General features: G+C 51.0%; 9 protein-coding genes and 1 pseudogene. 4 read left to right on the forward strand and 6 right to left on the reverse strand.

Going from position 1 to position 13,146, the window contains the following annotated elements; translation table 11 throughout:
- Window positions 1-935: 935 nt before the first annotated feature.
- Complete coding sequence (budC, locus tag QMZ65_RS12255; protein WP_283216061.1) at window positions 936-1,700, reverse strand: meso-2,3-butanediol dehydrogenase; 765 nt, start codon at window positions 1,698-1,700, stop codon at window positions 936-938.
- 204 nt (window positions 1,701-1,904) lie between these two features.
- Window positions 1,905-3,014 (reverse strand): glutathione-independent formaldehyde dehydrogenase, encoded by a 1,110-nt coding sequence (locus QMZ65_RS12260; RefSeq protein ID WP_283216062.1) that lies wholly within the window; start codon window positions 3,012-3,014, stop codon window positions 1,905-1,907.
- Window positions 3,015-3,246: 232 nt separating this feature from the next.
- Here QMZ65_RS12260 and QMZ65_RS12265 point away from each other — a divergent pair, with 232 nt between their 5' ends.
- The gene (locus tag QMZ65_RS12265) at window positions 3,247-3,414 is read left to right on the forward strand and encodes a con-10 family general stress protein (protein WP_097117734.1); all 168 of its coding nucleotides are present in this window, start codon (window positions 3,247-3,249) and stop codon (window positions 3,412-3,414) included.
- A 145-nt stretch (window positions 3,415-3,559) separates the two neighbouring features.
- Window positions 3,560-4,225 (forward strand): annotated as a pseudogene (locus QMZ65_RS12270) (YciE/YciF ferroxidase family protein).
- A gap of 91 nt (window positions 4,226-4,316) precedes the next feature.
- Here the strand turns inward: QMZ65_RS12270 and QMZ65_RS12275 are convergent.
- The 3 genes from QMZ65_RS12275 to QMZ65_RS12285 all read right to left on the reverse strand — a co-directional run bounded on the left by QMZ65_RS12275 (window position 4,317) and on the right by QMZ65_RS12285 (window position 9,260).
- Window positions 4,317-6,668, reverse strand: a complete 2,352-nt coding sequence (locus QMZ65_RS12275; protein ID WP_097117731.1) for a phosphoketolase family protein — start codon at window positions 6,666-6,668, stop codon at window positions 4,317-4,319.
- 70 nt (window positions 6,669-6,738) lie between these two features.
- Window positions 6,739-8,520 carry a thiamine pyrophosphate-requiring protein gene (locus QMZ65_RS12280; protein ID WP_097117730.1) on the reverse strand — a complete coding sequence of 594 codons (1,782 nt, stop codon included), beginning with the start codon at window positions 8,518-8,520 and terminating at the stop codon, window positions 6,739-6,741.
- 218 nt (window positions 8,521-8,738) lie between these two features.
- Window positions 8,739-9,260 (reverse strand): type 1 glutamine amidotransferase domain-containing protein, encoded by a 522-nt coding sequence (locus QMZ65_RS12285; protein WP_034822610.1) that lies wholly within the window; start codon window positions 9,258-9,260, stop codon window positions 8,739-8,741.
- Between the two features lie 479 nt (window positions 9,261-9,739).
- On the opposite strand from QMZ65_RS12285, the gene QMZ65_RS12290 reads away from it, so the two are divergent.
- Both QMZ65_RS12290 and chaB read left to right on the forward strand, forming a co-directional pair.
- Window positions 9,740-10,750, forward strand: a complete 1,011-nt coding sequence (locus tag QMZ65_RS12290) for a TIGR04086 family membrane protein (protein ID WP_097117729.1) — start codon at window positions 9,740-9,742, stop codon at window positions 10,748-10,750.
- Window positions 10,751-11,455: 705 nt separating this feature from the next.
- Window positions 11,456-11,686, forward strand: coding sequence for a putative cation transport regulator ChaB (chaB, locus tag QMZ65_RS12295; RefSeq protein ID WP_097117728.1), 231 nt, complete (start codon window positions 11,456-11,458; stop codon window positions 11,684-11,686).
- 148 nt (window positions 11,687-11,834) lie between these two features.
- Here chaB and QMZ65_RS12300 read toward each other — a convergent pair whose 3' ends face one another.
- A complete protein-coding gene (locus tag QMZ65_RS12300) occupies window positions 11,835-13,145 on the reverse strand; it encodes a c-type cytochrome (RefSeq protein ID WP_097117727.1) in 1,311 nt (436 codons plus the stop codon).
- Between the last annotated feature and the right edge of the window lies 1 nt (window position 13,146).

The following is a 13,146-nucleotide window of genomic DNA, read 5'->3' on the forward strand; positions in this document are numbered from 1 at the left end:
CATTGAGCGCGGACGCAACTTTTTTATTTCTATCATGCTTCATGAACTGTTTAAGGTATAGAAGCGAACCGTTATAAAAATAAAATATTGTGAGCCATAATGAATAAACGAATCGCCAAATCATCACTTTAAAGGAGAAAACCTTCATTAATTTTTCACCTTTGATTTTAAAACCCAAAGCCCGTTTGAAACTTCCCACTCACTCCTATTCAAGTTAATCCCTTGATTGAAAGCTGTCCGGCTATAATTTATAGAGTACGTTTCTGAGAATCTGGACCGGCTGAACATTTCAGAAGATGAGTTTCTGATGGAGTTACGCCTTAAAGGGGCCGAACACCTTGGTCAGATACGGCTGGGGCTGGTAGAGGTCGATGGCCAGCTCAGCCTCTACTTTTATCCGTACGAAGAAGTGCGGGCCGGGTTATCTGTACTTCCTGAAGCACTTCGTCAATGTTTCACCCAAATCCCTGAAACAGGTTTATATGCCTGTAACCGCTGCGGCACTACTCGAGAGATACCTGGATATGAAGAACCTAGATGTCCTAAATGCGGACGCAATACCTGGTCACTCGCATTGAACAAAAAGCGGGTCTGAAGCCCAAGTGCAGCATATTTTTCGATATCTCATAACATTCTGAACCAGCGTCCAGCCACTCAGGAAACTTCTTTTTCTGGCGCTTTAACCTACCTACCACCATAAAAATTTTATGCATTTGCACCCAACTGAGTCGACTCCAGCTATATATCGGCTCTGCATGTGACTTTGACCGATAAAGAGCGTTGAGACTGTCAGGGACTAACATGGATGTATGCACTGAAGATGTACCTGATATCTTTTTCAAGGTGGTCAGGAAAGCGTCCTTGCATTGCATAACCGAAATCATACGCATTTTGAAGAATTGTTAGGGGAACGTTGATTGCTCCCCGTTTAGATATTAAGCCTGTTTGGGTTGGCCATTAGACGCCGTCAGCCCGCCGTCTACGGGCAGGTTCACTCCTGTGATATAACGCGCATCATCGCTGGCAATAAAGGCGATTGCACTGGCGATATCTTCAGCCTGGCCAGCCCGCTGGAGGGGAATGCGGTCATAGAACTTGTTTAACAGTTCATGATTGTCCTTCATATCTTCGGTAAGATCGGTCAGCGTAAATCCAGGGCAGATGGCATTCACGCGAACACCGTCCGCACCATAATCCATCGCCAGCGCGCGCGTAAAATTGGTCACGCCGCCCTTCGCAGCGTTATAAACGCTCATTCCCCAGTCTCCACCCAGTCCTGAAACCGAAGACGTGTTCACCACATTCCCTTGGGTTTTGAGCAATGAAGGCATGAAGTAATGAACACAATGAAATACCCCATCCAGATCAGCCCCCATCAGCTTTTTCCAGTCTTCAACGGCCACTTCATGTATTTTTCCCTGAACGACACTCCCCGCATTGTTCACCAGGACGTTGACTCTGCCATAGGTTTGTTCGACCAGTTCCGCCAGCTGTTTAACCTGGACGGAATCAGACACATCACAAGGCGCGATAAGATGCTCTCCCTTGGGAAGGGCATGAAGCGTGGTTTCGAGTTTTTCACGGGTTCTTCCCACCAGCACCACCGAAGCACCTTCACTGGCAAAACGCTTTGCTGAGGCCGCCCCAATTCCTGAACCCGCACCGGTGATCACGACAACTTTTTCCAAAAAACGTGACATCGTTATTCTCCTTTAGGCCTTTTTAATGAGTGATAAGCCTGGCAGCCATGAGAGGATGATCAAGCGAAGCAGGATCGCCAGGATGGGACATCAATGGAAGTGGATACCCGCGGGCATACCCGGTAAGCCCTTAACCTTTTGAACAAGGTAAGGGCTTATCGAAAACCTAAAGAGCTGGGTTTATGGTTTAAGAATAACTTTTGTTCAGCCGGGCGCTCGGCTGTCAAAATTTTTATAGCCTTCAGGAGCCTCATCGAGGCTCAGACGATGCGAGATAATCCGGCCAGGGTTGGCTTTATCATGGTGAATAAGCCGTGCGAGCTGCCGGTTATAGGCCTTCACGTTTGCCTGACCAGTGCGGATGGACTGCCCCTTGAACCAGAAGCTGCCAAAATCAAACGGCATTTTCCCCTCTTTTGCCAGGTCGCTTTCCGCTGCAGGATCCTGGGGCACGAAGACCCCCACCACGCCTATTCCGCCTGTCGCCTTGGTGGAGGCGACCAGGCTTTTCATAGTTGCACTGTTGTCTTCATGGCCGTGTTTATTGCAGCACTGGTAACCAACACATTCACAACCGCAGTCTGTACCCCTGCCGTCAGTCAGCTCAAGGATTTTCTGTACGGCTTCATCCCCGGCAGCATTAACCGGTGTGGCACCGAATTGCTCAGCAAGGGCCAGACGATCGCTGTGAGTATCAATAACAAAGACCTGGGAGGCCCCTTTGATGATGGCAGAATGCGCGGCCATCAGTCCCACCGGCCCCGCCCCGTAGATGGCGACGCTTTCTCCCGGACGCAGCCCCGCCAGTTCGGTTGCATGCCAGCCGGTCGGGAAGATATCTGAAAGCATGACGTAATCTTCTTCTTTCTCCGCCGCATCCTCTGGGAGGACCAGACAGTTGAAATCGGCAAAAGGAACCCGCAACAATTCCGCCTGACCACCGTCCCACGGCCCCATTTCAGTAAAACCATAAGCGGCGCCCGCACTCCCCGGGTTAGCTGTCAGACAAAATCCGGTCAGGCCTTTTTCACAGTTTTCACAGAAGCCGCAGCCTACATTGAAGGGCATACATACGCGGTCACCCACTTTGATACGCTCGACTCCCAGGCCAACTTCAACGACCTCGCCCATGTTTTCATGGCCAAAAATCCGTCCTTCTTCGAAGCTGGTACGTCCTTCATACATATGCAGATCCGAACCGCATATATTCGTGGTGGTTATCCGGCTTAATGCATCTTCGGGACGCTCAATTATTGCATCAGGAACATTTTTTACCGTTACGTTAAATGGGCCGTTGTAAATAATTGCTTTCATAAGATCGCCTTAGCCATTATCTGAGTAGTTACAAAGTTAACTGAAGTATTAAATCGTTGCGCTTATATCTTTTTACCTGTCAATTCTCCACAACAAATATGGCACATATTCCAGATTATGATTTAAATGGTGCCGACGCGCTTGCATGAAGTTGATTGTGAATTACGATTAAAATGCTATATGCATATTTTCACTTAATCATCACGATAACAGTTCATGTAGAGGAAATATTATGGCTCAACATAGAGGCGGTTCAGGAAACTTTGCAGAAGACCCCAAAAGAGCATCTGAAGCTGGAAGGAAAGGTGGTCAGGCAAGCGGTGGTAATTTCAAAAATGATCGTGAGAGAGCTTCCACAGCGGGTAAGAAAGGTGGCCAGAACAGACATAAAAGTTCGTGATAATCCTAATAATATCGTTAGGAATCAAAGAAGCCATTTTCAATAATTAAATATTTTAATCTTCGACTTATCAATTCAAACATATTTTGCCCTTTACCTCAGACGGAAATTTCCAATTCGTCAAGAACTCGCTGGAGTTTACCTTATGAAAGTTAAAACACTTCTCGATTTATTTATCCATGACCTGTCCGATGTTTATAGTGCTGAAAAACAAATCACCCGCGCCCTGCCAAAAATGATCCGTGCTGCATCCGAGCCAAAACTTAAAGAGGCCTTTCAGCATCACCTTGAAGAAACCCAGGGTCAGATTGAGCGTCTCGACCAACTTGTGGAAGCACATGAGGAGGTGCGCATAGTGCGTATGAAATGCCATGCGCTTGAAGGCCTGGTTGAAGAAGCGCAGGAATTGATCGAAGCGACTGAACCTGGTCCCGTCAGAGATGCAGGCCTCATTGGAGCCGCCCAGAAAGTGGAACATTACGAAATCGCGACGTACGGCACGCTGATTGCACTGGCCATCAAGCTTCAGCTTGGAGAAGCCTCCTCGCTTTTGAAAGAGACGCTGGATGAAGAAAAAAATACCGATCACAAACTGACATCTATCGCTGAAAGACAGTGATATGAGGTGGGGAGCTACACCAGTCTTATCTGCGCGACCAAGCGCGTCGGCGACACGGCAAGCGTCCCTGTACTGAAGCAAATATGCGAGCAGGAACTGGCGATGTCTGACTGGCTGATCAGTCATTTGCCGGAGTTAACCGAACAGTTCCTGACGCTGAGTGAGGATCCCGACTCAAACGCCAAGCGCTGAAATCCCTGACGTGATAAATGCCATATCTTTAAAGTGAAGCGGGTAAAAATATACCCGCTTTCATTTGGCCCAATCCCCCGTGTAAACGACTTCATCCGCCCCAAACCCAGTTGCGCACTTCAGGCACATCCTCGCCATGCTCTCTTACATAACGATGATGCTCAGCGATTCGCTCCTGCAGGTCGTCGAGGAGTTCCGGATGACGATCAGCTAAGCCCGGCACATGCCAAATGGCCGACTGAGCCAGATGATAGCGATCCAGCTCATTCAGCACCGTCATATCAAATGGTGTGGTGGTAGTACCCTCTTCATTGAAGCCATGAACATGGAAGTTACCGTGATTGTTTCTCTGATAGGTCAGGCGATGCACCAGACTTGGATAACCATGGAAGGCAAAGATGACGGGTTTATCCGTGGTGAAAAGGGCATCGAACTCTTCTTCGGCTTTGCCATGCGGATGCTGCTCCTGCGTCTGCAACGCCAGTAAATCCACCACATTGACGACCCTGATACGCAATTCCGGCAGATAGCCCTTTAGCAAATCGACTGCCGCCAGGGTTTCCATGGTAGGCACGTCCCCCGCGCAGGCCATAACAACATCAGGTTCACCCTCACAACTCGCCCAGTTCCATATACCCATACCCGCCTGACAGTGAGAAATGGCACTCTCTATATCCAGCCACTGGGGTGAAGGTTGTTTACCTGCAACAATAACATTGATCCGGTCCCATGTTCGCAGGCAGTGGTCCCCGACCCACAGCAGCGTATTAGCATCGGGTGGCAGGTATATGCGCACTATGTCGGCTTTCTTGTTCGCGACATGATCAATAAATCCCGGATCCTGATGGCTGTAGCCATTGTGATCCTGACGCCAGACGTGGGACGACAACAGATAGTTCAGCGAGGAGATCGGCTGTCGCCAGCCCAGCTTGCGGGTGACCTTCAGCCATTTAGCGTGCTGGTTAAACATCGAATCGACGATATGAATAAAGGCTTCATAGCAGTTAAACAGCCCGTGACGCCCTGTTAGCAGATAGCCCTCCAGCCAGCCCTGACACTGATGCTCACTGAGGATCTCCATGACACGACCGTCACGTGACAGCTGTTCATCATAATCCTTGATGGGTTCCATCCAGGTGCGGGAGGTGACGTCAAACACGGGTGACAGACGGTTGGATGCCGTTTCATCCGGGCCAAACAGGCGGAAGTTATCAAGATTCTTTTGGAAGACTGCACTCAGGTAACGGCCAAACTGTTCGGTGGCCTGTCCCTGTGTGCTGCCGGGCTGACCGGTCTCGAGCGCAAAGTCGTGAATATCTGGCGTAATTAGTTTACGGCGCAGCCTTCCCCCGTTGGCATAGGGGGTTGCACCCATACGCTTATTACCCTTCGGGGCAAGCGCGCGCAATTCAGGTGCAAGCGCTCCGCTTGGCTCAAACAGTTCCTGCGGCTGATAGCTGCGCAGCCATTGTTCAAGGATCTGGCGATGGCCATCATCCTCACGGCAAGCGGAAACAGGTACCTGATGGGCTCGCCAGAATCCCTCCACTTTTTTGCCATCCACCTCACGCGGGCCGGTCCATCCTTTCGGGCTGCGCAGAATAATCATGGGCCAGCGTGGCACAGCATCAGTTGCATTACCGCTGCGCGCCTGGTGCTGGATATCAGCGATGATGTCAAACGCCGTGTCCAGCGCGGTGGCCATCTGCTGATGCATGGCAAGCGGCTCGTGGCCGCTGACAAAGAGCGGGGTATATCCATAGCCACTAAATAGCTGCTGAAGATCTTCATCACTGCTGCGTCCCAGCAACGTAGGGTTTGCGATTTTATAACCGTTGAGATGGAGAATTGGCAGCACCGCCCCATCTCGTTGGGCGTTCAGAAATTTAATCCCGTGCCAGCTGGCAGCCAGTGGACCCGTCTCCGCTTCACCGTCACCGATGACACAGGGCACCACCAGTTCAGGATTATCGAAGGCCGCGCCAAACGCATGCGACAGCGAATAGCCAAGTTCGCCTCCTTCATTAATCGAGCCCGGCGTTTCAGGGGCAGCGTGGCTCGGTATCCCGCCCGGGAAAGAAAACTGTTTAAAAAGCCTCTGCATTCCCTCTTCGTCTTCACTGACGTGAGGATAAATTTCGCTATAGCTGCCTTCCAGCCAGCTGTTAGCCACCATGCCGGGGCCACCATGTCCGGGCCCGCAGACGTAAAGGAGATCACGGTCGCGCTGGCGAATAATGCGGTTGAGGTGAGCATAGATAAAGTTCAGGCCCGGCGTGGTTCCCCAGTGCCCCAGTAAACGAGGTTTGATATGTTCTGGCTTCAGGGGTCCCCGCAGAAGCGGATTTTCCATGAGATAGATTTGTCCCACAGAGAGGTAATTTGCCGCGCGCCAGTATCTGTCTATCAGAGCAAGTTCATTGGTCCCGGTGACTGTCGTCATACCTGTTCCTCCGATGTTGCGTTCGTCGTTGAGTTGTAAAGATGCGGCCCTCCTTCAGGACCGCCTTTCGTTACCTTTTTTTAGAAAACAGCTGGCTAGCCGTGTCTTTGAGTATCTGCGAGGTGCCATGATCGCCTTTTGCCATCGATGACATAAAGGCTTTAGCCTGTTTAAAGGTGATATGCGGTGGGAGCGGAGCCACTTCCGGGTCAGTTTTGACCTCCAGCAATACGGGGCGATCTGCGCTTAACGCACGTTGCCAGGCGCTGGCCAGCTGTTCCGGGTTGTCGACATAAATGCCCACCAGCCCCAGTGATTCAGCAAACTCAGCATACTTCACATCAGGCAGTTGCTGCGTGGCTTCGAAGCGGGGATTGCCCTCCATGACGCGCTGCTCCCAGGTTACTTGATTCAGATCCTGATTATTGAACACGCAGACAATCAAACGGCCATCCGCCCACTGCTGCCAGTATTTCTGGATGGTTATCAGCTCTGCCATGTTGTTCATCTGCATGGCACCATCCCCCACCAGCGCAACAACCGGACGTTCAGGGTGCGCAAATTTGGCCGCGATCGCATAAGGAACGGCTGCGCCCATGCAGGCCAGCCCGCCTGACAGTGTGGCCCGTTGTCCCTGTTTCACGCGATAATCGCGCGCAAACCAGTTTGCACAGGATCCGGAGTCAGAAGTGACGATAGCGTTATCCGGCAGCTGCGGAGACATCTCCCACACCACTCGCTGGGGATTAACGGGATTGGCTGGTGCCAGCGCTCGCTCTTCCATCTGCTTCCACCAGTCCTGAACCTGCACGGCAATTTCTTCCTGCCAGCTGCGGTCCTCTTTGTGATCCAGCAATGGCAGGAGTGCACGCAGGGTTTCAGCAGCATCGCCGTGAAGATTCACCTCACAGGGATAGCGTAAGCCGAGCATGGCCGGGTCGATATCGATTTGCACGGCACGTGCCTGCCCCTCTTTTGGCAGGAACTCTGTCCAGGGAAAACCGCTGCCAATCATCAGCAGCGTGTCGCAGTTCTGCATCAACTCCCAGGAAGGTTTAGTGCCCAGCAGACCTATCGAGCCGGTTACAAAAGGGGCGTCATCGGGGAGCACATCTTTGCCCAGTAACGCTTTGGCGACGCCTGCACCCAGTTGATTTGCTGCCTGGACGACCTCAACCGCCGCACCGCGTGCGCCAGAGCCAATCAGGATTGCCACTTTACTACCCGCATTAAGCACATCGGCTGCGCGCTGCAAATCGGTTTCGTAGGGGATAATTTTGGGACGCTGATAGCCACTGCCTGAATGGGTAAACCCGTGCAAATGTGGCGGTGACTGCCACTCTTCATCCTGTATATCTTTTGGGATGATTAGCACGGCAACGCCGTTCTGCGCTTTGGCAATACGCACGCCACGATCGACGAGATGGCGAACCTGAGCCGGTGCAGCCGCTTCCTGTACAAAATTCGCCACATCCGCAAACACCCGATCGAGGTTCATTTCCTGCTGATAGCTTGCGCCTCTCGCCGTTACCTCTGCCTGCCCGGCAATGGCCAGTACAGGAGCATGATCCATTTTGGCATCATAAAGCCCGGTTAAAAGGTGGGTTGCCCCCGGCCCGCCCGTGGACAGGCAGACACCCAGCTCGCCGGTAAACTTAGCGTGACCGGCGGCCATAAAGGCCGCCATTTCCTCGTGGCGCACCTGAATAAATTCAATGCCATCGCCCTTTTCATTTGCGCGTTGTATGGCACCCAGCACCCCATTGATTCCGTCCCCCGGGTAACCGTAAATGCGCGTCACGCCCCACTCTTTCAGGCGCTGAACAAAAAAATCGCTGGTCTTGATGCTCATCGTTTTTATCCCTCTTTATTCATGCAATTCGTGAAGAGAGTTAGCAAAAAGTTGTTGGGTTTCCCCAACCATTCAAAGCATTGGATTCGCATTGAAGCGCTAAACTCTGTGAAAGATTTATCTGGCAAACGTTGGCCGGTGTTAACCAGTCTGCTTCGGAAGGGATGTGACCGCTCTGTAAAGCGGCCACCTGACAAATAGAACGATGAAGATGTCTCTCAGGCCGCATTGAGAATGCGCAGCGCTTCCCGATTGAACGCAGGTAGATCATCCGGCGTGCGGCTGGTGACCAGTTTATCGTCATCCACAACGACTTCTTTATCATAAAAGTCAGCACCTGCATTACGCAGATCAATAGCGATGGCTTTTACACTGGTCATTTTGCGGCCGCGTACACCATTAGCGCTGATAAGCAACTGAGGTCCATGGCAGATGGCAAACACTGGTTTGCCACTGGCAACAAACTCTTTGGTGAAATTCACGAAACGATCATCACCGCGCAGTGAGTCAGGTGAGTGACCGCCAGGCAAAAGTAAGGCATCAAACTCTGCAGGGGTAACGTGATCGATGTCCCTGTCGATTTTGACTTCCGCATTACCCTGTTTACCTTTCACAACCTTCCCCGCCTGCATCTCAATGGTCACGACTTCGTGGCCGGCTTTGGCGTAGGCATCGGCGGGTGAGGTGAACTCTGAGTCTTCGAATTCATCGGTGATCAGGACAGCTATTTTCTTACCCATATGTTTCTCCTTGCGGTTAAAAAGGCTCAGCGTTTGGGGCTCAGTTAACCCAATAAGTCTGGTCGCCATGGCATAAAACACAAGCCAGGCGGTTGGTGCTAAGCAGAAGAAATTGAAGGAGAGGAAAATAACAGACACCTAAACACAACGAGTCATCAGATATTTATGCAGGATTTGACAACCCTTTGTATCTAAGGCGAAATTCATCACTAAAAATGTAAACAGCATTTTGATGAGCCGCCTTGTAAGGGTTAGCTCCATTTTCATGTTAAGAGTCGTCAAGGAAAAGAAATTCACGCTCTAGGTATCCCGCCTTGGCGAGATTTTGTTAGATGCGCCTTACAAGATTATTAACCGTCTCGTTTAATGCAGACTAATCCTAAAATAAATTTGGTGAGCTTTTTATTTAGTGACTACGCTAAATCATAACGTCTGTTTCGTGATGTTGGATAATTATCATAAATTACCGGAGAAATATCATGGCTGAGCCTTGGGTAAATGATGGTGCAATCGTCACAGATTCTTATGGTGGCCTGCCGCTAAAACGTATCTCATGGAGCGCGGTATTTGCGGGTGTTATCGCCGCGCTTATTGTTCATATTTTATTAGGATTACTCGGCACTGCGATTGGTGCTTCTGTCATTGACCCTCAACAGGAACGCAATCCACTTGAACATATAGGTACCGGTGCGCTGATATGGACGGGTGTCAGTATGCTTATCGCCATCATTGCCGGCGGTTACGTCGCTGGCAGGCTGGCACAACGCGAGGGCGCACTACACGGTTTACTGATGTTTGGCGTCAGTACGCTTATCACCCTCTGGCTGGCATTTTCACTGGCAACAGGGATTATCGGAGGTGCATTCAATATCCTGGGTGCCGGAGCCAGTGCGATCGGCAGTGGTGTTTCGGCCGTTGCCCCGTCTGTCGGGAACATGGCCAAAGAAAAACTTCAGGAGAATAATATTAATTTAGATTCGCTCCAGAATGAGTTACAGGCCACCCTCCGTCAGACGGGTAAGCCTGAACTTCAGCCGGATAAGCTTCAGCAGGATGTGAACAGTGAGGCAAATAGCGCACAAGATCAGGCTAAGCAAACGGCTCAGAATCCTCAAAATGCGGATAACGATATCGTGAACTGGATCCGTGGGGTTATTAATCGTCATTCTGACACCCTTCAGGCTGCCGACCGGGATGCTCTCAAAAACATCATCAAAGCCCGGACAGGTAAGAGTGATCAGGAAGCTGAGCAGATCGTTAACCAGACGGTTGAGAGTTATCAAAAAGCCGTGGCACAGTTTCAGCAACTGAAACAGCAGGCTGAGCAGAAAGCCCGTGAGGCCGCTGAAAAGGCCGCCGCTGCAACCGCCAGAGCAAGCTGGTTTACCTTCTTCGTATTGATTATTGAGGGCGTGCTGGCTGCTGTATTCGGACGCATTGGCAGACGCACTCAGCCTCATACCGTTCTGGTCGGTGAACGACCTCTCTGACATATTACGGTGAGAGAAATTCTGTTTCGATGATCAGACCCTCTCGCTAAACCCCATGCCGCCCTGTGCATTAAAATCACATGGCGGCAAGCGAGTAAGTTCTATCCCCCTTGAGGTTTAAGTTAAGGAATCTTTTCTAAGGGGTAGTTAAACAATAAAATCCTCGTTTCGGTTTATGTACAGACGAATTTGCAGCTGCTTCGGCCAGCAAGTGAGCATATAACACCGCTGGCTCATCACTTTATCCAAATACTCCAGCGTAAGCTCCAAAAGAACAAACACCACAAAGGATGACGGATAAGACTGCGGCTGACAGCGTGTAGTTCTTCATTTTCTAACCTCATATTTACGTTTAATCATTCAGCCTGGCAGGAAATTCAATGCTGTAAACCTAAAGGCATTTTCCAGGACAAATCTGTATCTTCTTGCGATTAAATTTAATCATTCATAACCCAGGCAGAAGCCTTCTGTCCGCAGTGTCATTAATGTAGGTGCTAACTTGTCTGAACCACCTGTACTTGAGTAGGATAGAAATAATTAACTGATAAATTCTCAATGTGACGAACAATGATGATTGTGACGTCAACAATCTGGATCCTAAGCAATATTCTGAAGTGAATTTTATATAACCTCATTCACTTAAATAAACGTTGAAAATTGTCACAAGTGAACCAGGCTTAAGTCTCAAATCACAGGAGGCCAACAATGCCGTATAAATCACGAGATTCCCTACCAGACAGCGTCAGGCATGTCCTCCCTGCTCATGCGCAGGATATTTATCTGGCAGCATTTAACAGTGCCTGGGATGAGTATAAGGACAAAAAGGACCGTCAGGATGACAGCTCTCGGGAGGAAGTGTCACATAAAGTGGCCTGGGCTGCAGTCAAGCATTCCTACGAAAAAGGCCGCGACGATAAATGGCATAAGAAGTCCTGATGAACTCCTCGCCGATACAGGAGGGAAACGCTCGTGCTTTAACAGAACGACGAGTGAATTTTGCCAGAATTTAAGAATTCATTTTGGGGAGGAGTTTTGGGGGAATGATTCAGGCCGCCCTTGCGGACGGCCTGTGATTCAGACCTGATTAATGCGCGGCCATCTGCGAAGGCAGGCGCAGCAGGGCTCGCTTGTCTGCCACCTCATCCGAGGTCACTGGTTTTGCCGCATTTCCCCAGCTGTTGCGCAGGTAGGTTGCCACGGCTGCCACCTGTTCGTCCGAAAGCTTCCAGGCAAATGAAGGCATCGCACCGCTTGTTGGGTTGCCTGCTGTGACCGCGCCGCGTCCCCCCTGCAGCACCGTCGTGATGATGGAAGAGGCATCATCCGCTAACAGGCCAGGGTTATTCGCCAGGCTCGCCGCGAGGTTGGGAATCCCTTTGCCGTCGCTGTTATGGCAAGCAGTGCAGTTGGCTGAATAGACATTTTCACCCATCTTCATTTGCGCATTGTCCATCGACAACGGTTGCGGCAACGTCGTGGTCGACGCAGGCACTTGCTTGAGATACACCGCAATCGCGCGCAAGTCAGCGTCGGTTAGATGCTGCGTGGAGTTAGTCACAGCTTCCGCCATCGGGCCTGAAGCGACCGCCACATGGTTACTGCCGAGCTTGAGGTAATCCTCCACCTGTTGCTCAGACCAACTTCCGATACCGGTGTGCGGGTTCGGTGTGATGTCGGGGGCATGCCATTCACCCAGATTACCGCCTTGCAGATAATCACTGCTGTCACCGCCAATCAGATTCTTAGCCGTGTGGCAGGCGGCACAGTGTTCTGGACCTTCCACCAAATAAGCACCTCGGTTCCATTCAGCACTTTTACTGCTGTCTGGCTGGAAACCTGCGTTGCGGAAAAACAGCAGGTTCCAGCCCATCATCGCCAGACGAATGTTATACGGGAAGCCCAGGTTGGTTTCCGGCACCTGATAGTGAATTGGCTTAACCGAGCGCAGGTACATCCACAGGTCGTGCATGTCCTGATCCGTCAGCTTCACATAAGCGTTGTAGGGCATCGCAGGATAAAGGTGCTCCCCTTCTTTGCCCTTACCGTGACGCACGGCGCGGAAGAAATCACGCTCTGTCCAGCTACCGATACCGGTTTCGCTATCCGGCGTGATGTTGCTCGCGTAAATACCGCCAAACGGCGTGCTGATGGAGTAGCCCCCGGCCAGCGGTAGTTTGCTTTCCGGCATGGTATGACAAGCCGTGCAGTCACTGGCAATCGCCACATAACGTCCGCGCTCAATTGCGGCACTGTCTGCCGCCGTTGGCGGTTGGCTGGTGAGTACGTTGTTGCTGGCGACATCATCCGCGGAGGTATCGCCGTTCATCCACAGCATGCCCGCTGCCACAGCCGCAGCAATCACCGCTACGCCCGCAATGAGTTTGGTTTTCTTCATC

Origin of the sequence: Pantoea sp. EABMAA-21, from assembly GCF_030053335.1 — a bacterium.
GTDB lineage: Bacteria > Pseudomonadota > Gammaproteobacteria > Enterobacterales > Enterobacteriaceae > Pantoea > Pantoea communis.